We start from the raw sequence: 20,090 nt of genomic DNA, 5'->3' as shown, positions 1-20,090 counted from the left end.
ATCCGGCCATATTTCCGAAAGATTACCATGTCGCGCGCGCTCCTGTCCCGTCTATCCCTTACTGCCCTGATCATCAGTGCGGGCATTACTGCCTGTCAGAAAAAACCTGAACAGCCCCCAAAGGCCGCTGAAGCCAAACGCGAATCGACAGCCCCCTTAAGCTATGCCCACAACACCGTCGATGCCGAAGCGTCGCTCTATTTCCCGGAGTCGTTCAAGGCCCACGCCACCCTGCATGAAACCCTGTCAGCACAGGATCAGGACGCGCTCAAACAATTCGCCAATCAGGCCGTCACCGACCGCGCCCAGTTGGCCAATGACGGATTTGAACAGCCGCAATATTTCCGCAAAATTGTCTGGCACCTGACATCAGAAACGGCGGGCCTGATTTCGGTCTATTCCCAGATCGAGGAATATGCCGGTGGCGCCCACGGTAACCTCGCCTTCCATCCCGTCCTGTGGGACAAGGCCAGCGACAAACCGCTAAACCCGGACACCCTGTTTGCCACAAATGCTGACCTGAAACCGGCTGAAACCTATCTGTGCCGTCAGGTCGAGGCCGAACGGTCAAAACGCGCTGAAACCCCGATCACTCAGGCCAATTCCGGCTTTGGCTGCCCCAAGCTGAAATCCGCCCATTATGTGCTGATCCCATCGACCGAAGCCGGTAAGGCCGCCGCCATTGATGTGCTGTTTGCACCCTATGAAGTCGGCCCCTATGCCGAGGGCACCTATCAGATCCGCTTGCCCTATTCGGTTATTCAGGATGTGATTGCGCCCGCCTATACCGCGCAGTTCGGCGGCAATCCGGCCCCTCTGCCTGAGGAAAAACTGCCGCCTGAGGCACTCTCTCCCGATCAGGAATGAGGGACTATAAGGCGTTTATAACTGCCCATACGGTGGCGCGCCCCGTGCCGTCCGTCCCGCAAATCAGCCTTTATCAGGCTGACGATTCCACGGCCCTGTGGCAGATGACCGAAGCCGATCTGGATCAGAACCAATTGCCGCCACCGTTCTGGGCCTTTGCCTGGTCGGGCGGTCAGGCTCTGAGCCGATATGTGCTGGACAATCCGGAAATGGTCGCGGGCAAGCGTGTGCTTGATCTGGCGTGCGGGTCAGGGTTGGTCGGTATTGCCGCCCACATAGCCGGTGCCGCGCAGGTCATCTGTAATGATATAGATCCCTATTGTGAGGCTGCTGTCGCCCTCAATGCAGAGTTTAATGGGTATTCCATTGAATTTAAGGCCGGTGATTTACTGAGCCTTGGCTTGCCCGATGTCGACGTCATTCTGGCCGGTGATATCGCCTATGAAAAACCAATGCTTGAGGCCATGCTGACAGTTTTGCGTACCGCCGCCGTGGAAGGTAAGGCTGTGTATGTCGGCGATCCTCACCGGACCTATTTTCCGAAAACCGGGTTTATCCGCTGCGCTGATTACGACATTGAAACCTCAACCGACATTGAGGACAAACCGGTTAAACCGGCAACCGTCTGGAGACTTAGACCATGACCAAAACCCACCACGCTATTGATTATATCGAATGGGCTGCCACAGATCTTTCGCCCATCAAGGATTTTTATGCCAAGGCGTTCGGCTGGTCATTTATAGATTATGGCCCGACCTATGCGGCCCTTGACGGCGCAGGCCTGGACGGCGGATTTCAGGCCGAAGCCCCCGCGGCCCCGGCCAAGCCTCTGGTCATTCTCTACAGCGAAAATCTGGAGCAAAGCCGCGAAGATGTGCTGGCCGCAGGCGGCACCCTGACGCTCGATATCTTCGACTTCCCCGGCGGCCGCCGCTTTCAATTTACCGATCCTTCCGGTAATGAGTTAGGCATCTGGTCGGATAAATGATGGCCTGAACGGTTGCGGGGCGTAACCAAAATCAGCCGTGGCGGATGAATGATCGAACACCAGATCAATATTCATCCGCAGCGCCATATTGACGTTCGATTTGAGGTTCTGGCCGGGACGGATCAGGCCAAGCCCCCCAAACCCCAGCCGCCATATCCATACAGGTGGCGAAATAATACGCGGTGAGCGTCCCTTGGCCTCGAATATTCGCACTACCATGTCGCGATAGCTCAGGGTCTCGCCTCCTGACAGATCATAAGCCTGATTGGCGGCCGCATCCGACCTGACCGCCTGTAATGCCGCCGTGGCCAGATCGCGGGCATGCACCGGCTGACGCAGGCCGGATGCCTGACCGCACACAGCAAAGACCCCATATTTATCAATAAATCTGGCGATCCGGCTGATATTCTGGTCGCGGCCTTCATCATAGATCAAGGTAGGCCGCAGGATCGTTACCCCCACATCATGAATGGCGCCAAACGCCATAATCCGGTCTTCGGATGTGGCCAGAAGATCGGCAATCCTGCGTTCTTCCGGTTCCGGCGAAAAGGTCTTGGAAAACCGGCTGGTCGACGAAAACACCACCAGCCGCTTCATCCCCTGCGCCCATAACCGCCGCAATACGGCCTCGCTTACCAGCCAAACCGGAGCGGTAATAATGACCTGACGAAAGCCCTGCCCGTCAAACGATTCGGGATGGGCCAGATCAAAAAACAGCTCATCCGGACGTTTGGGCCGGCGCGTAGTAAAGGCGGCCTCAAAGCCCTGACCATCCGCGCGGAGTGCCCCGGCAAGCCGCGCCCCGACCAGCGACGTCACCCCAACGATCAGGCATTTTTCCGGCATCAATTCCACATACCCACTGGTCTTCAATTGCGATTGAGCCTATGTCATCAGCATTGAAAAATCCATACGAGTCAAACCTATGGCGGCCTATAAATCCCTGCGCGACTTTATTTCAAAGCTGGAGAAAGCCGGTGAACTGGTGCGGGTCACCACCCCCGTTTCGACCCATCTCGAGATGACGGAAATTCAGACCCGGCTTCTGGCACAAAAAGGGCCTGCGGTATTATTTGAAAATCCGGTTCTGCCCGATGGCACGCCCTCCGACATGCCGGTGCTGGTCAATCTGTTTGGCACGGTCAAGCGCGTGGCGATGGGCGTCACGCTTGAGGGTAAAGAGCGCACCACACCGCAGGAACTGCGCGAAGTGGGTGAACTTCTGGCCTTTCTGCGCCAGCCGGAACCGCCGCGCGGCCTGAAAGATGCGTTCGATCTGATGCCGATGGCCAAGACCGTGCTCGGCATGCGCCCGAAGACTGTCAAAAAGGCGCCGGTTCAGGAAGTCGTGCTCAAAGGCGATGACATCGACCTGAGCAAACTACCGATTCAGGGCTGCTGGCCGGGTGAGCCCGCGCCGCTGATCACTTGGGGTCTTGTGGTCACCAAGGGCCCGTCCGAAGCCCGCGAAGACGATTTCAATCTCGGCATCTACCGGATGCAGGTTCTGGGCAAGGACCGCGCCATTATGCGCTGGCTGGCCCACCGCGGCGGCGCGCAGCATCATGCCCGCTGGAAGAAGGCCAAAAAGACAGAGCCCCTACCCGCCTGTGTGGTGCTGGGCGCCGATCCGGGCACTATTCTGGCCGCCGTCACCCCCGTGCCCGATACGCTGTCGGAATATCAGTTCGCAGGGCTTCTGCGCGGTCAGGCGGCAGAGTTAGTGCCCGCCAAGACCGTGCCGCTGATGGTGCCGGCTGAGGCTGAAATCGTGCTGGAAGGTCATGTCCTGCTGGATGACTATGCCGACGAAGGCCCCTACGGCGACCATACCGGCTATTATAATTCGGTCGAAAAATTTCCGGTCTTTCAGGTCAGCGCCATCACCATGCGCAAGAAGCCGATCTATCTTTCGACCTTTACCGGCCGCCCGCCCGATGAACCATCCGTTTTAGGCGAAGCTTTAAATGAGGTCTTCATACCTTTGATCCAGCAGCAGTTTCCGGAAATCGTCGATTTCTGGTTGCCGCCCGAAGGGTGTTCGTACCGCATCGCCGTGATTTCGATGAAGAAGGCCTATCCCGGTCACGCCAAACGGGTGATGATGGGCGCGTGGTCGTACCTGCGCCAGTTCATGTATACTAAATGGCTGATTATCGTGGATGACGATATCAACTGCCGCGACTGGAAGGATGTCATGTGGGCCGTCTCGACCCGTATGGACCCGGCGCGTGACATCACCGTCATCGAAAATACGCCGATCGACTATCTTGATTTCGCCTCCCCCGAAAGCGGTCTGGGCTCCAAGATCGGGCTTGATGCCACTAACAAGTGGACACCTGAAACTCACCGCGAATGGGGCGAAGAGCTTTACATGGATCAGGATGTAATCGATCGGGTGAGCGAAAAATGGGCTGAAATGGGCCTGCCGCCCACTATGAAACCACCGATCTGGCCATAAATAAGCCCGTCGTATCATGCTGCCCTGTCTGGCTTTGGCGGGCCTCCATGCTCAGATATTCATCCACCCCATCAGCCGTCAGGGGCTTAGAGAACAGGAACCCCTGGATGTAACGCGCCCCGACCTGACGTAACTTATTCAACTCAGTTTCGGTCTCCACACCTTCGATCACACAATCCAGATGAAGATTTTTGCACAAATCTATGATCGTCTTTATGATTTTCTGCGCGGTTTGATGCTTCAGAAGCTGCACCACAAAGCTGCGGTCAATCTTGATTTTGTTGACCGGCAAGCGGTGAATATAGCTGAACGACGAATAGCCTGAGCCAAAGTCATCCAGTGCAATCCGGCACCCCATCGCCTTGAGGCGATTAAGCGCTTCACAGGCCTGCTCAAAATCGCTGAGCATGGCGGTTTCAGTGATCTCAAACTCGATCCGTTTAGGATCAAGCCCTGACTCGCGCACGGTCTGACAGATATCGGCAATCGAAGTGGTGGAGCGCAAATCGCGGGTCGACAGGTTAAAAGATACCCGCATATCCTGTGGCCATGATTTGACATCGGCCAACGCTTTTCTGAGCAACAAAAGAGTAATCTGGCTAATAAGCCCCGATCGTTCCGCCGCCCGGATAAAAATATCAGGCCGGACCAGCCCTAGTTTTGGGCTGTTCCAGCGCGCCAGAGCTTCAAAGCCGATGGTGCGGTTTTCGACCACATCATACTGAGGCTGAAACAGGATGAACAACTCACGCTCCAGATCGGATGACCGCAAAGTCTGATCGATCAGGCCGAAATCGCGCATCTCGGTTTCGTGTTTCTGCGAGAAAATGACCGGGGCGCCGCGCAGATTCTGTTTGGCGTAATAGAGGGCATAGTCCGCCCGCTCAAGGTATTGCGACGTTGTAAGAAAAGGCCCGGTGCTACGCACAAACCCAACCGACGCGGAGATGTTGGCCGCCACTCCTGACAGCATATATGGCTCTTTGAGCACATCGCACAAATGCGCTCCAAAGCCTTTGAGGGCCTCATCGTCCGCCACACCGGTCAGAATGATCGCAAACTCATCTCCGCCCAGACGTGCCACAAAACCACGTCCGGCGCACAATGTCCGCAGGCGTCCCGCCACCGCCACCAGCAGCGCATCGCCGACACTGTGGCCATAGATATCATTGACGGGCTTAAACCCATCAAGATCAATCAGGGCCAGATCAAACTCCACCCCGTCCTGCTTTTGCATACTCAACGTATGGCTCATTTCATCAAAGAAACGCCGCCGGTTGGGCAGGCCGGTCAGCACATCGCAGTTGGCCAGAGCCTGTGCCTCATCACGCAGGGTATCGGCCTGAACCCGCGCATGAACCGCACGCAAAATGGCCTGACGCAGCAGAACGCTCATACCCAGGGCTGTGGCAACGCCAGCCAGACCGATCCAGATATACTGGGATAAAATACCGTATTTGTGCGCCAGCCCGTACATGGTCACCAAACACACGACCGCACACGGCACTACCACCCGTGGCGTGATCCCGGCTGTCGAAAACACCAGTATCATCAACACGAAATAGACCAGCTTGGCCGGCTCAACGTGAAAATACTGATACGTCACCACATTGAGGTACATCAGGCTAAATAAGGTGAGGCACGTTAGTTCCAGCGGCTCAAGCCGTTGGGTATTGCGGGTATGATGAAAGAAAAAGAAGCAGGCCACCATTGTCAGGGCCGCCAGACCATCCAGCACCCACAGAGCCAGCCCTTTTTCATAAAAAAGGTGCGCAACCGTGATAAGTATGTAGTAACTGCCTACCCCAAGAGAAAAACCGCGCACCACGGGGCGCACGGCAACGACCTCCGCACGGCGCACAGCTTCGGATTTATCAGGCGAACCGCCCCGCAGGAACGCAACCGTGTTCGCCACAAGACTGTGCCCGAATTGCGATAGCCTGCCCTGACCGATACTCATTACCACCTTCACCACTTCGCGAATCGGCCACAAGCTATTGAAGCGCCTGTGTCCATATCGCGATACAGGCAAAAAACTACCTTAGAGTGTTAAAGAAACCCCTAACCCTTCACGCTAAGATTACAGGCCTTTCCCCAAGCTTATGAGTGTTGAGGTTTTGAGATAAGCTGTGATTACAATACTCTGAGGGGTGGTTTTATTTCGAAGAGTGCGGAATAGTCAGGCCCATCATTCGTCGGCAGACTCATTCGTCACATTTGAGACTTGCCTACACACCAGACGCGGCCTAATTAAAGATCATGTTGCAAACGCGAAACGATACGTCCTCGATCAGTGACCGGCTCTCACGCCTCATTGCCGCTGCGCACAGTGCCGGTGCCGACGCGGCCGAGGCCGTCTTTGCGGAAAGCCAGTCTTTAAGCGTCGGCGTGCGAGGCGCGCAGATCGAAACAGTTGAGCGTGACGAGACTCAGGATCTGGGGCTCAGGGTCTTTGTCGGCCAGAAACAGGCCGTGGTGTCTGTTTCCGAATTTTCACCCCAAACACTTGATCGGGCCGTTGAGCGTGCCATGATCATGGCGCGTATCTCGCCGGACGATCCCTATACCGGCCTGGCCGATCCGGCGTTATTATACCACCACGATCATGATGCCGCGGATCTGCAATTGCTGGATCCCACAGACGTATCCGCCGAAGCGTTTAAAGACCGGGCTCTGGCTTGCGAAGCGGCGGGTCTGGCGATTCCAGGCATCACAACCGACAGCGCCAGCGCGGGTTTTAGCCGTAATAGCTGGCATATCCTCACCTCTGGCGGTTTCAGCGGCCAGCAAAGCTCGACCGTGTTTTTTCAGTCGGCGCGCATGATCGCCACGGACGCCAACGGGCAGATGGAACGTGACGGCGAAGGCCGCTCAAAGCGGTTTTACGCTGACCTGCCCGCCCCTGAAAGCACCGGAGCCCTGGCGTCTGAGCGGGCCCTGAGCGCTTTGGGTGCACGCCGCATCGACAGCACGAAGGCTGCGGTTATATTTGACCCGCGCGTATCCAAATCGATCATCGGCTTGTTTCTGGGGGCCATTTCTGGGCCTGCGATTGCCCGTGGCTCCAGCTACCTCAAGGATCGGCTGCACACTCAGGTGTTCGGCACAGGCATTACCATAACGGACGATCCGTTCCGGCTGCGCGGTCTGGCGTCCAGTCATTTTGATGACGAAGGCGTGCGCGTTCAGAAACGCAATCTGGTTGACAATGGCACTTTGACGACCTGGCTGCTGAACACAGCCTCGGCGCGTCAACTGGGTATGTCGTCGACCGGCCACGCGTCACGCGGTCTGGCTGGGCCTGCCGGCACCTCCACCCACAATGTTACCCTGCTACCGGGGATACTCAGTCAAACCGATATGATGCGTGACGCTGGCAAAGGCTTTCTGGTCACCTCCATGTTCGGGCCCAACGTCAATCCCGACACCGGCGACTGGTCGGTCGGCGCGTCCGGTTTTTGGTTCGAGGGTGGCGCAGTTCAATTCCCGATCAACGAAATGACGGTCGCCGGAAACCTCATCGATATCTTTGCCCGTCTGATCCCCGGCAGTGATCTGGAGATCAAAGGGTCAAACGATGCCCCCTCTATATTGGTGGATGGTTTGTCGCTGGGGGGGAAATGATCAAGGCCCCTGCCTCCATTGAGGAAGAGCTGGCGCTGCTTGTGGATAAGGTCAGGCGGGCCGGCGCTCTGGCGCTGCATGTCAAGGCGCAAGGCCTGATCATCGATTACAAGTCCGATGGCTCCGTCGTTACCAATGCCGATCTTGAGGTCAATCTGTGGCTTAAAGAAGCGTTGATGCAGGTGCGGCCCGATTATGGCTGGCAGAGCGAAGAATCGCCCGACACCGAGGTGCGCCTCAGCAAGTCGCGCGTATTTGTCCTCGATCCGATTGACGGCACCATGGGCCTGACCAAGGGCAGTCCCTACTGGACGATCGCCCTGTCCATCGTGGATAACGGACAGCCGGTCGCCGGCGTTGTCTATGCCCCGGAGGCTCAGGAACTTTACGCCGCAGGGCTTGGACTGGGGGCGACCCTGAATGGTGAGCCGATCCGGGCCAGCGGCAAAAAAACACTGGAAGGCGCGCACGTTATCGGTGACGCACGTATATTCGCCAAAGACATATGGCAGGGTGACTGGCCCAGAATGCTGGTGTCATCACGTCCATCCGTGGCTTATCGTATGGCCTGCGTGGCGGCGGGGCGCGTTGATTTCACACTGGCGCTTACGCCGAAACGCGACTGGGACATCGCCGCCGCCTGCCTGATTGCGACGGAGGCTGGCGCCCGTGTATCTGACCATTTAGGTAATCCTTATCATTTCAATGGTAAGTCAAGTCTGAAACCCTCGCTCGTCTGCGCCTGCGAACCCCTTTATGCGGACATCATCAGGCGCTGCGAGCATCTACTATCCCTTGACCACACTTGAGGCTTATCGGCTATGAGCGAACAACTCCTGCATATTGTCATCGGCGGCGAACTGTCCGACCTGACCAAGACACAATTCAAAGATCTTAAGGCCGTTGAATTTGTCGGCGCCTATGGCACCTATGAAGAAGCAGTCAAGGCGTGGCGCTCAAAAGCGCAATCAACGGTTGATAACGCCCTGATGCGCTATTTCGTTATCCACGCCCATAAGCTACTTAACCCGGATGCCTAAACCGCAGAGGTGGACGGTCTGAATATCTTCCAGCCGCCCTGCCACAACAGCCAACCGATGCCGGCTGACAGGATCAGACTGGTGATCACGCTGCCTTCTGGCCCGACAGCCCCGCCCGTTAGCCACCACGGCTGACCGGGGGCGGCTTTGAGGTCGACCAGCAAGGGCTCAACGCCAAAGTTACGGCCGGCAATATCAAAGCCAAAACCGACCCCCAACAACCAGTTCCATGCCGTATGCCAGCCGCAAATTCCCCAGATCGAGTGCTCGCGAATGGCATAGAGGCTGATGAACAGGGCCAGAAGCAGTATATTGAACACCATAATAATCAGCTCAAAAGTCAGGCTGAATTTACTGCTGTGCAGCAGGGTATAAAAGGCGCTGTTGAGCGTGACCGCCAGCATCAGCCCATGCCGTGACGCCAGTACGGACATCAGATAGCCGCGCATCAGGATTTCTTCGGTCGAGCCCTGCACGACAAAACCTAACAGCAGGATGATAAACGGAATCAGCCCCAGCCAGCTCGGTTCAGCGCGAAAACCGGAATGTTCAACCTCATAGACGCCGCTGATCATGGCTATGGCCACAATAACAAGCGCAAAGCCAACACCGATCAGCCAGCCGCGGCCAAACCGCGTCAGGCCCTTTTGATTAAGCCCGTTGGCCGCGAACCCGCGCCGCTCATAAAACCAGGCCCAGATCAGGATCAACACGGCCGACATGCCAAAGCCGGTGACCAGTTGCACCGACAAGGAGGGCCAGATGTGAGCCTCACCATGCTCCCAGTCGAACAGGTAAATCAGCCGGATACCCACCAGCGCGCACATGGCAATAGCGATAAAGGTGACGGCGAAGGCAAACGGCGTCCAGGTCAGACGTTGTCCCGGCTGTTTTGGTGCGTAGAGGTCGATGCCCTGCATGATTAGCCCCCTCAAAACCCGGACTTCAGATTACAGGGTTTTGCGAAGCTGTCTATGCTTGGTGTCACATTGCGTTAACTATTCCCGCCGGAAGATTTTCTCGGTCAGCAGCGTCCCCCACCACGACGCTTTGAAATCAGATTTGATGCGCACCGGATCATAGTCTTCGCTTTGGGTCCATTCGACAAAGCTTAAGCCCTGTGGCTTACCGACCGCAAGGTAACGCTCAAAAATGTAGTCGAGCACGCCGGTTTTACCCGCCTTCATATGCAGGGTGCGCAGACCCAGCTCAGACATCGCCTCTTCGATGGGGTGCCCAAGATGCAGATGGCGGTACAAAACGCTCATGATTCCCGCGCGATCTGCACCCGATTTACAATGCAGCAGGGCCGGATATTCGATCCGCTCGAACATCTCTTTGGCCGCCAGAATGGCCTCTTTTGACGGCACGTCGCGCGACGTCACCTTAAAATCCTCCAGTTTCAGCCCCAGCCGCGCACAGGCATGTTTTTCGAGCGCATAGAACGACCCGCGCTGTCCGCGCAGATTGATGACGGTCTTGATGCCATCATGCTTTTGAAACCACCTGAGTTGAAACGGCCACGGCTGATTGGCGCGCAGCATCTTATCGTCGATCCAATGGGCATTGGTAAAACCGAGCCTCAGATAGGCATGATCGCCCCACAGAAAGGCCATATAGGTCTTGAACAGCCCCCATTTTGAGGACGTGTCGTAAACCTTATGGGTCTTTGGGGTTTTGAATATTTTGACCATGAACTCGAAATGTTTTTTAAGGATAGCGGTGATCCGCACGGCCCCTCATATAGACATTTTTGACGCAGTGATAAGGTCTTTTGTGGATTGGCCGCAACGAAACCTATTGGTTTTGTGAAAAATCACCTTAAAGGCTATGGTTATAGCGTAAACACCCTATCTGTACCGAATGGCTGATCCTGCATCTTCACCGGCTTCTGCGCACATGGCCACTAAGGCCCTGATGACCCGTGTCTGGCGTGAGTATTTAAGCCCGCAAAAGGGCGCGCTGTTGACCTCCATGCTATGCGCGGCCCTGGTCGGGCTGGCGACTGCCGCGGTTCTGTTGATGCTTAAGCCCGGCGTAGAGCTTTTATTCGGCGAAACCGGTCCGGCCACCACAAATGTGCCCGCCTTTATCAGCAACAATCCACTGTTGATGGTGCCGCTCATCATCGTCATCATGGGCTTTATACGGCTGGGCGCGCAACTGGGGCAGGTTACCCTCGTCAACCGCATTGGCCATCAACTGGTCGGGCACATCCAATCGCAACTGTTTGCCAACCTGATCCGGGCAGACCTCGCCCGCCTGCAAAAGGCTCATTCTGGACAATATCTTAGCTCGGTTCTTTTCGATGCCGGTTTAATGCGCGAAGCCACCACTAACGGCGTCGTCAACTACACTCAGCATGGCCTGACGGTTATCTACACCCTGATTGCGATGGCCTTTATCGACTGGAAAATGACGCTAGGTGTTCTGGTCATCGGCCCGATCATCGGTCAGGTCTTATCGGGCTACATGAAGCGCACCAAAAAGGCCGCTAAAGGGGCGATGGAAGAGACCTCCAGCCTGTCGTCGGCCATCATGGAAAGCCTTGACGGGGTCAAAATCGTCAAAATCGCCCATCAGGAAAGCTTTGAAGAAGGCCGCGTCAACGAAGTCATCGCCCGCCGTCAGAAACACATCATCAAGGGCGCCAATGCCCGCGCCTCGGCCGCCCCCGTCACCGAAGCCCTGACGACCGTGCTGATCGCGCTGGTGATCGCCTATGCCGGCTGGCGTTCAGGGCTTGGGGAAATGACCGTCGGCGGCTTTACCGCGTTCCTGGCCCTGCTGGGGTCAGCCGCACAATCCCTTCGCCAACTTGCCAGCCTGCAAACCATTATGTCCGAAGGCATGACGGCGGCCCAACGCCTGTTTGCCGTTCTGGATATCCAGCCCGACATCACGGATGCGCCGGGTGCGATGACCCTGCCGCGCGATTTCAAAACTATTCATTTTGACGATGTTGGTTTTGAATATGCACCAGATATGCCGACCCTTACCGGCATAAACTTTACCGCTGAGGCCGGGCGCTCCATCGCTCTGGTCGGGCCGTCAGGATCCGGCAAATCGACCCTGCTCAACCTTTTGCCACGCTTTTTCGATGCCACTCATGGCCATATCCGCTTTGATGATCGCGACCAAAAGTCGTTTACGCTCAAATCCTTGCGCGAAAATATTGCGCTGGTGACACAAGACCCGTTCCTGTTCGATGACACCATCGCGGTCAATATCGCCTATGGCAATCCGAATGCTGCCCCCGCCGCTATCGAAAAAGCCGCCCGTGACGCCGCCGCCCATGAGTTCATCATGGATCTGCCCAATGGCTACAATACCCGCGTGGGTGAGGCCGGTTCGCGCCTGTCGGGCGGGCAGAAACAACGCATCGCCATTGCCCGTGCTTTCCTGAAAGACGCCCCCCTGCTGCTGCTCGATGAAGCCACCTCGGCGCTTGATACCCAATCCGAAGCGCGCGTGCAGGAAGCGCTGGAACGGCTGATGGCCGGGCGCACCACTTTCATGATCGCCCACCGCCTGTCGACCATCCGCCATGCCGATGAGATTCTGGTGCTCGACAAAGGCCGGATCGTGGAGCGCGGCACCCATGACGGGCTTATTGCATCCGGCGGTCTCTATGCCGATCTGGCGCGGCAACAGTTTGATATGCCACACAATAACCCGCAAATGGCAGCAGGTGTGGCGTCATGAAGTCCCTTATAAACTCAAAACCGGTTCAGAACCTGATCGCCATCCTCGTGGTCGCTTATCTGAAATTCTGCTACCGCACCTCCCGTTTCACGCGTGTCAATCAGGCCGCTGTCGAAGCCATCTGGGCCGCCAAAGGGCCGGTTGTACTGATGTTCTGGCACGGCCGCCTGCATTTGACCCATGCCTGCTGGCCACTGGATCGGGCACAAGCGGTGTGTGTGCTGGCCTCACTGTCCAAAAGCGGCGACCAGAGCGCCCTGATCAATCAGCGCTTTGGCTATCATGCCATCCGCGGGTCTTCGGCTAAAAAATCCGATCCGACCAAACAAAAAGGCGGCGCTCAGGCCTTTCGCGAGATGCTGCGCTGGATGCGCAGCGCCCCGAATGGCGAGGGTCGATGCGTGGCCATGACCCCTGACGGACCGCGCGGCCCCCATCGCGAAATGACCGAAGGTACATTGAAACTGTCGCAAATGACGGGCGCTGTGATGATCACAGTAGGTTTATCGACCTCCCGCTTTATCGAATTTAAGACCTGGGATAGGATGCGCGTACCTTTGCCGTTTGGACATGTGGCGATTGTGTGGGAGGTTCATGACCCCGTGCCGGCCGATATCGACGCCGACCGCTTGCAAGACCTGATGACCCACATGGGTGATGCTTTGACACGCGTGACCGATGAAGCCGACCGTGTGGCGGGGGCGCCGCTTTAGATGCGCAGCCCCAAACCGCTTTCTCTGACCGCTTATCAATGGTTGATGAGCCTGTTTCATACTCAAGCACCGTTTGTCCTGCGCAGACGGCTTGAGCGCGGTAAGGAAGATCCGGTAAGGTTTCGGGAGCGTCTGGGGCGCACGGACATCCCGCGTCCCTCCGGCACACTGATCTGGCTGCACGGCGTCAGTGTCGGCGAAAGCCTGTCGGTTCTGCCGGTAATTGAGCGCCTGAAAACGGAACGGCCCGATGTGCGGTTTCTGCTGACCACATCGACCACCACCTCAGCGGAAATTTTAGCCAAACGGCTGGCGGCTTTAGGCGACATCACGCATCAATATGCGCCCATCGACACCCCGCAGGCGGTCGCCGCGTTTCTGGATCACTGGCAGCCGGATTTGGCGATCTTTATCGAAAGCGACCTGTGGCCGAACCTGATCGGGGCCTTGCAGAAACGTGGCATCAAACACGCCCTGCTCAGCGCCCGCATCACTGAAAAAACCTATAAGGGCTGGATGCGGCTGAAAGACGCGATCACCTATACCTTAAGCGGTTTCGATCTGATCATGGCGCAGGATAAGGACTCTGAGGCCCGCCTCAAAAGTCTGGGCGATCCGGTCGCCCGCCATGTCGCCCCTCAGGCTAATCTCAAGACCCTGGGCGCGCCGTTGGAGGATGATATCACCACGCGTGAGGCTTTGAGCGCACAGATCGGTGCGCGGCAGGTTATCGTGGCCGCCAGCACCCACCCGACCGAAGACGCCTATATTTCCATTGCCTTAGAGACGATAATTAAATCTCCGGACGAACCGTTGCTGATTATCGTGCCGCGCCATCCGATCCGCGCCGAAGATATCCGGCTTGATCTGGAAGCGCTGGGGTTTACGGTCGCCCAGCGCTCAAAGGCCGAGGTTATCACACCGGATACCCATATCTATCTGGCCGATACTCTGGGCGAACTTGGGGTGTTTTTCCGGCTGGCCGATGTGGTGATCATGGCGGGCAGTTTTTCAACCGGCATCGGCGGTCACAACCCGCTGGAGGCCATGCGATTATCCAAAGCCGTAATATTTGGGTCGGAGCTTTACAACTGGCAGGCGGTCTATGATGACATGCTGGAACTGGGGGCCGGTTGGAAGGCGAATAGCCGCGATGAACTGCGGCTGATTGTCGAGCAATTGCTGGCCAATCCCGAAATCATTGAGTCCGCTAATACCCTGGCGCGGCGGTTGGCGCGTAAAGACGGCGATACCCTGCCGATGGTCTGGCGCTGTCTTGAACCGCTGCTGCCGCCCGCTCCCGCTCAGGATGAGGCGGCTTAAAATCTTGGCTCAGACCTTAAGAACGCCCCAATGGTGGTATAAAAAAAACGCCGCCGGTGCGCCGTGGTGGCGGCCGATACTGTGGCCATTGTCGCAACTGTGGATCGCCGCCGGTAGTGCCAAAGCCAAAAAAGCCACGCCCTACCGGTCATCGCTTAAGGTCATTTCGGTCGGCAATCTGACGGTTGGCGGGTCGGGCAAGACGCCGGTGACCCGCGAAATTCTGCGACTGCTGCCGAACGCAGTTGGCCTGTCCAAGGGGTATGGCGGCACGCTTGATGGCCCGATTAATATTGACACAACTATCCACACCGCTGCCGAAGTAGGCGACGAAGCGTGGATGCTGGCGCGTGAATTTCCGTTTTTTGTGGCTAGGGGTCGCGCCGCCGGACTGCGGGCGATTGAGGCCACGGACGCCCGCATCGCGGTGGTTGATGATGCCCACCAAAATCTGACCATCGCCAAAGATATCAGTATCGTCGTGGTTGACGGCGATACCTCAAACGGCGCATGGCCATTCGGGGACGGCGGCGTGGTGCCTTACGGGCCGATGCGCGAACCGCTGAATGAAGGCTTGGCGCGGGCCGATATCATTATCCTGTGGCTGCCGTCAGAGGATGAGTCGGTTGATCCTGAGTTGTTGGCTATGTTTGAGGGCAAGCCGGTCTTTATCGCTCGCCTAACCGCCGTTATGAAACCCGCTCACGTGGTGGCCTTTGCCGCCATTGCCAAGCCGTGGAAGTTTCAGGACACGCTGACACGACTGGGCTGTGAAGTCATAGATTTCAAAGCCTATCCCGATCACGCACCCATATCCGAGGCGGATCTCACCATCCTAAAAGCCGCCGCTGAAGAACAATCGGCGCGCCTGATTACCACGGAAAAAGATTGGGTTAAGCTGCCTGAACACTGGAAATCAACAATTGATTATCTACCCATTCGGGCGCGCTTTGATGATGAAGCCGCGTTTAAGGCGGCCCTCTTAAGATAAAGCGCGCCAGCCAATATCGGTACGATAAAACCCACCCGGCCACTGGATTTTTGAGACAACGTCATAGGCGGAATCACGCGCCTCTTTGATCGTTGCTCCGCGTGCGCAGACATTGAGCACGCGCCCACCGGCGGCCAGCAATGAGCCATCTTCGGCCCGCGAAGTTCCGGCATGGAATACGCTGACGCCTTCTCCGAAATCCTGCTCAGCGCCCTTGATGATCGAACCGCCGATCGGGCTATCAGGGTAACCTTTGGCGGCATAGACGACGCATACGGCTGCCTCATCATGCCATTCGGGGGCTGGCAGATCTTTCAGCCCGCCCTTAGCCGCCGCCAGCAGATACGGCACAATATCGCTCTTGAGACGGAGCATCAGCACCTGGCATTCCGGATCGCCAAAGCGGGCGTTATATTCGACCAGACGCGGGTTGCCGCCTTCGACCATCAGACCCGCATAGAGTACACCCTTATACGGATTGCCCTCGGCCTTCATGCCCAGCATGGTCGGGTCAAGAATGTCACGCTGGGTAATATCCAGCAGTTGTGAGGTCACAATCGGCGCCGGGCTATAGGTGCCCATGCCGCCGGTATTGGGGCCGGTATCACCATCAAAAGCGCGCTTATGGTCCTGCGCCCAGCCAAACAGCAGCGCCGTTTCGCCGTCACAGAGCGCAAAGATCGAGGCTTCTTCGCCGGTCATGAACTCTTCGATCACCACCCGCGCCCCCGACGCGCCAAACCTACCCGACATCATGGCCTCCAGTTCGGCGTAGGCATCGGGCAAATCATTTGAGATGGCCACACCCTTACCCGCCGCCAGACCATCAGCCTTGATGATATAGGGCGCGGGTAAGGTTTTAAGGTAAGCTTTCGCGGCCGCGATATCCTCAAAGGTTTCATAGGCCGCCGTTGGAATATTGTAGCGTTTGCAGAAGTCCTTGGTGAAGGCTTTCGACGATTCCAGTTGCGCGGCGGTTTGGGTAGGCCCGAAGCACGGAATACCGACCTTCATCAGCGCATCGGCGATACCCTCGGCCAGAGAACTTTCAGGCCCCACCACGACCAGATCGGCGTTCATCGATTGCGCCAGCGCCACCAGCTTATCAACCTCGGTGACCTTGATGGCGACGCATTCCCCCAATGCGGCCATGCCGGGATTGCCGGGCGCGATCACCAGACGCGTCAGCAACGGGCTTCGGGCGATTTTCCATGCGAGGGCGTGTTCGCGGCCGCCCGAGCCGATCAGCAGAATATTCATGGCGCAATGGCTTGGTCGAGGCAGCCGCTGCCGTCAAGAGCCCTCGACATTTTTCCCGAAAAAAGGGTTGGCAAATTGGCCAGACCACTGCAATAGTCAGACAAAATAACGGAGGTCATGATGACAGGAAAATGGCAACTCAACCGGCGCGCCCTGATCGGCGGCGCATCGGCCGCGACATTCGCGGCCTCATCCGGCCTTAGCTTTGCAGCACAGCCGGTGCTGGCCCCGACCCCGCCGATGGGCTGGAATAGCTGGAACTCGTTCGCCACCACCATCACCGAAGCTCAGGCCGTGGAAAACGCGCACATCATGGCCGATAAGCTGCTGCCGTCCGGTTACGATGTCTTTACCGTCGATATCCAGTGGTATGAGCCCAATGCCGACGGTTATAATTACCGCAAGGACGCCCCGCTGAGCATGGATGGCAATGGTCGCCTCCTGCCCGCGCCCAACCGTTTCCCGTCGTCTGAAAATGGCAAGGGCTTCAAACCCTTGTCCGATCAGGTTCACAAAATGGGTCTGAAATTCGGCGTTCACATTATGCGCGGCATCCCGCGTCAGGCCGTGGCACAGAACGTCCCTATTTTGGGCACCACAGTCCGCGCGCAGGACATCGCCAACACCAATTCCACCTGCACCTGGAACGGCGATATGTACGGCGTCGACATGACCAAGCCGGGCGCGCAAGCCTATTACAACTCGGTCTTTAAACTGTTTGCCGACTGGGGCGTCGATTTCGTCAAGATGGACGACATGTCCCGCCCTTACGGCGACAACTGGCGCGAGATCGAAGCTGCCCATAAGGCCATTGCCGCCTCAGGACGCCCGATGATTTTAAGCCTGTCGCCCGGTGAGACCGATTTGAACTGGGCCCACCATGTGCCGAAATATGCCCAGATGTGGCGGATCTCCGATGACTTCTGGGATGAATGGCACCTGCTGCGCGATCAGTTCCAGCGGCTGGAAAACTGGAACCCGCATCGCAAGGCCGGCGCCTGGCCCGATGCCGATATGCTACCGCTGGGGCTTTTGGCGATGGGCAAGCGCCAGACCAAGTTTACGCCGGATGAGCAGCAAACCCTGATGACCCTGTGGTCGATTGCACGCTCTCCGCTGATCATGGGCGGTGATCTGCGCTCTATGGATCAGGCCACACTTGACCTTTTGACCAACCCGGAAGTCATTGCCGTCAATCAGAAAAGCGCTAATAATCGCGTGCTGTTTAAACGGAGCGGTCAGATTGGCTGGATCGCCGATGCCCCTAAAGGCCGCTATCTGGCGCTATTTAACATTTCCGATGAACCTCAGACGCTTACTGAGATGTTCAAACTTATGGGCCTGAAAAATAAGGTGAAGGTGCGCGACATCTGGGCCCGCAAGGATATAGGGGTAATGGAAACAGCGCTGAAAACCGAACTACGTCCCCATGCCAGCGCGTTTTATCATCTTACCTGATTTCAACTATTGACATTTTTTAAGGGTCGCCGTGTCCTAGCCACAGATCACGTTCGGGGGGAATTATGGACACGCTGTTTTCAACGCTGTATGCGAAGACATTTTTTGTGCTTGCTGTTCAGTTATTTATGACATGGCTGAGCGCAAAACTGACCCTTCTTAAATTCCGCCAATATCTGGATGAAGGCGCCACCTGGATTAGCGCGACCACCAACGAAAAAGGCCAGACTGATATGCACGTCTCGAAAGAGGCCATCCGGTCTGGCTTTTCGGCCCTTAGCCTTTTCAGCTTGGGCGCATTCTTTTTGTTGTATTTCTGGGGGCAGCATCAGCCCTTATGGACAGCTCTGGCTGTATTTTCACTTTGGTCCACACTGATAGGCGTGCAGTTAGCCATAGCGCTTATATCCGTTGATGAAAATCTAGGCGCTAACGTTCTGGCTATTACCGTTTCCGTGGTTCTTATAACGGCAATGATTGCACCATTTGGCCTGAACATGGCGGTTTTCGGTAATTACCTGCTCGTCGGCCTTATAGCTTTGATTTTGTTCAACCTCATTCGCATATTCATTGCCATCCCCCGCAATGTTCAGCGATTTGCCGCCCTTATCGGTGTAGCCTTATTTACAGTCTATCTGATTTACGATTTTCATACGCTGTCGCGCCTCCAGTCTCAGGGCATAAATGACTGGAACACCGCCACCAACATGGCCATTGAGCTTTACCTCGATGTCATTAACCTGTTCCTGGAACTGCTGGATGCCATGAGCGACTAAAGCATCGTGCGCTTTAAGTCCGATAAAGCTATGGCATGACCTGACGGTTAGAGCTAATAAGGCCGGCAGATCAGGAGATATTCATGGCCTGGAGCCGAATCTACAATGGCGATGAACCGGTGCGCGTCAACAAATGGCTGGCGCAATCAGGGGTGTGCTCACGCCGTGAAGCCGACAGTCTGATCGAGCGTGGCCAGATGCTGGTCGACGGTGTGCGTGTGACCGATGCGGGACGCAAGATCGAAAAAGGCCAGACGGTATCCATCGACGATTCCGGTAAGGACGCCCTAGATAGCCGGATGACGATCCTGTATCACAAGCCGATCGGCATCGTCTCCGGCACGCCGGAGGCCGGTGAAACACCGGCGGTGCGTATGATCCGGCGCGCCAATGTCTATGGCCCGGCTGAGGTTTTCCCGGACCATCATTCCAAGCTGGCGCCGGTCGGGCGGCTGGATAAGGACTCGCGCGGCCTTCTGATCCTGTCCGAGGACGGCGTGCTGGCCAAAGCCATTATCGGCCCCGAAAGTGATCTTGAAAAAGAATATCATGTCCGGGTGCGCGGGCCGTTGTTTGAAGAGAAACTGAAATGGTTGCGGCATGGCCTGACCTTGGATGGGCGTAAGCTTAAGCCCGCCATCGTCACCCAGACCGGCGAACAGTCCTTAAGCTTTATCCTGAAAGAAGGCCGCAACCGTCAGATACGGCGCATGTGCGAGATGGTCGAACTGCGGGTTATTGATCTTTATCGCGACCGGATCGGGCCTCTGCACATGGGCGACCTGCCCGAAGGTCAGTGGCGGCATATGACCGCAGACGAACGAGCCGCGCTGATCAGACAGTCCTGACCGGATAAGCTTACCGCATTGAATCTTTTCGACATC

Annotated in this window: 19 protein-coding genes; 14 read left to right on the top strand and 5 right to left on the bottom strand. The window is 56.7% G+C overall.

What is annotated here, in order from left to right; genetic code table 11:
• Positions 1-27 precede the first annotated feature (27 nt).
• The 3 genes from PQU98_RS16545 to PQU98_RS16535 are packed head-to-tail and all read left to right on the top strand — an operon-like array spanning position 28 to position 1,855.
• Positions 28-867, top strand: coding sequence for a DUF3298 and DUF4163 domain-containing protein (locus PQU98_RS16545; RefSeq protein ID WP_272746072.1), 840 nt, complete (start codon positions 28-30; stop codon positions 865-867).
• On the top strand, positions 864-1,511 hold the full coding sequence (locus tag PQU98_RS16540; protein WP_272746071.1) for a class I SAM-dependent methyltransferase: 648 nt from the start codon (positions 864-866) through the stop codon (positions 1,509-1,511). Before PQU98_RS16545 ends, PQU98_RS16540 begins: the two co-directional genes overlap by 4 nt.
• A complete protein-coding gene (locus tag PQU98_RS16535) occupies positions 1,508-1,855 on the top strand; it encodes a VOC family protein (RefSeq protein ID WP_272746070.1) in 348 nt (115 codons plus the stop codon). Before PQU98_RS16540 ends, PQU98_RS16535 begins: the two co-directional genes overlap by 4 nt.
• Here PQU98_RS16535 and PQU98_RS16530 read toward each other — a convergent pair.
• Positions 1,832-2,701, bottom strand: coding sequence for an NAD-dependent epimerase/dehydratase family protein (locus PQU98_RS16530; protein ID WP_272746069.1), 870 nt, complete (start codon positions 2,699-2,701; stop codon positions 1,832-1,834). The genes PQU98_RS16535 and PQU98_RS16530 overlap by 24 nt on opposite strands.
• Before the next feature lie 79 nt (positions 2,702-2,780).
• Here PQU98_RS16530 and PQU98_RS16525 point away from each other — a divergent pair, with 79 nt between their 5' ends.
• Complete coding sequence (locus PQU98_RS16525) at positions 2,781-4,316, top strand: UbiD family decarboxylase (RefSeq protein WP_272746068.1); 1,536 nt, start codon at positions 2,781-2,783, stop codon at positions 4,314-4,316.
• Here the strand turns inward: PQU98_RS16525 and PQU98_RS16520 are convergent.
• Positions 4,291-6,276: a putative bifunctional diguanylate cyclase/phosphodiesterase gene (locus PQU98_RS16520; protein WP_272746067.1), complete on the bottom strand. Its 1,986-nt coding sequence runs from the start codon at positions 6,274-6,276 to the stop codon at positions 4,291-4,293. The genes PQU98_RS16525 and PQU98_RS16520 overlap by 26 nt on opposite strands.
• Positions 6,277-6,575: 299 nt before the next feature.
• On the opposite strand from PQU98_RS16520, the gene PQU98_RS16515 reads away from it, so the two are divergent.
• Genes PQU98_RS16515 through PQU98_RS16505 form a run of 3 tightly spaced genes read left to right on the top strand, consistent with a single transcriptional unit; the run spans position 6,576 to position 8,980 of the window.
• Entirely contained in the window at positions 6,576-7,940 is a 1,365-nt protein-coding gene (locus PQU98_RS16515) for a TldD/PmbA family protein (RefSeq protein WP_272746066.1), read from the top strand.
• Positions 7,937-8,749, top strand: coding sequence for an inositol monophosphatase family protein (locus PQU98_RS16510; protein WP_272746065.1), 813 nt, complete (start codon positions 7,937-7,939; stop codon positions 8,747-8,749). Before PQU98_RS16515 ends, PQU98_RS16510 begins: the two co-directional genes overlap by 4 nt.
• 12 nt (positions 8,750-8,761) lie before the next feature.
• Positions 8,762-8,980, top strand: a complete 219-nt coding sequence (locus PQU98_RS16505; protein WP_272746064.1) for a DUF4170 domain-containing protein — start codon at positions 8,762-8,764, stop codon at positions 8,978-8,980.
• On the opposite strand, the gene PQU98_RS16500 is transcribed toward PQU98_RS16505, so the two are convergent.
• Both PQU98_RS16500 and PQU98_RS16495 read right to left on the bottom strand, forming a co-directional pair.
• Positions 8,977-9,900: a CPBP family intramembrane glutamic endopeptidase gene (locus PQU98_RS16500; RefSeq protein WP_272746063.1), complete on the bottom strand. Its 924-nt coding sequence runs from the start codon at positions 9,898-9,900 to the stop codon at positions 8,977-8,979. The two genes, PQU98_RS16505 and PQU98_RS16500, sit on opposite strands and share 4 nt — an antisense overlap.
• 78 nt (positions 9,901-9,978) lie before the next feature.
• Positions 9,979-10,674: a fused DSP-PTPase phosphatase/NAD kinase-like protein gene (locus tag PQU98_RS16495; RefSeq protein ID WP_272746088.1), complete on the bottom strand. Its 696-nt coding sequence runs from the start codon at positions 10,672-10,674 to the stop codon at positions 9,979-9,981.
• A 205-nt stretch (positions 10,675-10,879) separates the two neighbouring features.
• Here PQU98_RS16495 and PQU98_RS16490 point away from each other — a divergent pair, with 205 nt between their 5' ends.
• Genes PQU98_RS16490 through lpxK form a run of 4 tightly spaced genes read left to right on the top strand, consistent with a single transcriptional unit; the run spans position 10,880 to position 15,712 of the window.
• Complete coding sequence (locus PQU98_RS16490) at positions 10,880-12,685, top strand: ABC transporter ATP-binding protein (RefSeq protein ID WP_272746062.1); 1,806 nt, start codon at positions 10,880-10,882, stop codon at positions 12,683-12,685.
• The gene (locus PQU98_RS16485) at positions 12,682-13,398 is read left to right on the top strand and encodes a lysophospholipid acyltransferase family protein (RefSeq protein ID WP_272746061.1); all 717 of its coding nucleotides are present in this window, start codon (positions 12,682-12,684) and stop codon (positions 13,396-13,398) included. The genes PQU98_RS16490 and PQU98_RS16485 overlap by 4 nt, the downstream gene beginning before the upstream one ends.
• Complete coding sequence (locus PQU98_RS16480) at positions 13,399-14,721, top strand: 3-deoxy-D-manno-octulosonic acid transferase (RefSeq protein WP_272746060.1); 1,323 nt, start codon at positions 13,399-13,401, stop codon at positions 14,719-14,721.
• The gene (lpxK, locus tag PQU98_RS16475; protein WP_272746059.1) at positions 14,708-15,712 is read left to right on the top strand and encodes a tetraacyldisaccharide 4'-kinase; all 1,005 of its coding nucleotides are present in this window, start codon (positions 14,708-14,710) and stop codon (positions 15,710-15,712) included. Before PQU98_RS16480 ends, lpxK begins: the two co-directional genes overlap by 14 nt.
• On the opposite strand, the gene purD is transcribed toward lpxK, so the two are convergent.
• A complete protein-coding gene (gene purD / locus PQU98_RS16470) occupies positions 15,704-16,972 on the bottom strand; it encodes a phosphoribosylamine--glycine ligase (protein ID WP_272746058.1) in 1,269 nt (422 codons plus the stop codon). The genes lpxK and purD overlap by 9 nt on opposite strands.
• Positions 16,973-17,089: 117 nt before the next feature.
• On the opposite strand from purD, the gene PQU98_RS16465 reads away from it, so the two are divergent.
• From PQU98_RS16465 to PQU98_RS16455, 3 genes are all read left to right on the top strand, one after another.
• The gene (locus PQU98_RS16465) at positions 17,090-18,430 is read left to right on the top strand and encodes a glycoside hydrolase family 27 protein (RefSeq protein ID WP_272746057.1); all 1,341 of its coding nucleotides are present in this window, start codon (positions 17,090-17,092) and stop codon (positions 18,428-18,430) included.
• 65 nt (positions 18,431-18,495) lie between these two features.
• A complete protein-coding gene (locus tag PQU98_RS16460) occupies positions 18,496-19,206 on the top strand; it encodes a Bax inhibitor-1 family protein (RefSeq protein ID WP_272746056.1) in 711 nt (236 codons plus the stop codon).
• An 83-nt stretch (positions 19,207-19,289) separates the two neighbouring features.
• Positions 19,290-20,054 (top strand): pseudouridine synthase, encoded by a 765-nt coding sequence (locus PQU98_RS16455; RefSeq protein ID WP_272746055.1) that lies wholly within the window; start codon positions 19,290-19,292, stop codon positions 20,052-20,054.
• Positions 20,055-20,090: the final 36 nt, after the last annotated feature.

It is taken from the genome of Asticcacaulis machinosus (genome assembly GCF_028550435.1).
In the GTDB taxonomy this organism is placed as follows: domain Bacteria; phylum Pseudomonadota; class Alphaproteobacteria; order Caulobacterales; family Caulobacteraceae; genus Asticcacaulis; species Asticcacaulis machinosus.
The sequence above is the reverse complement of the archived record's forward strand: the minus strand, read 5'-3'. Positions and strand labels throughout refer to the sequence as shown.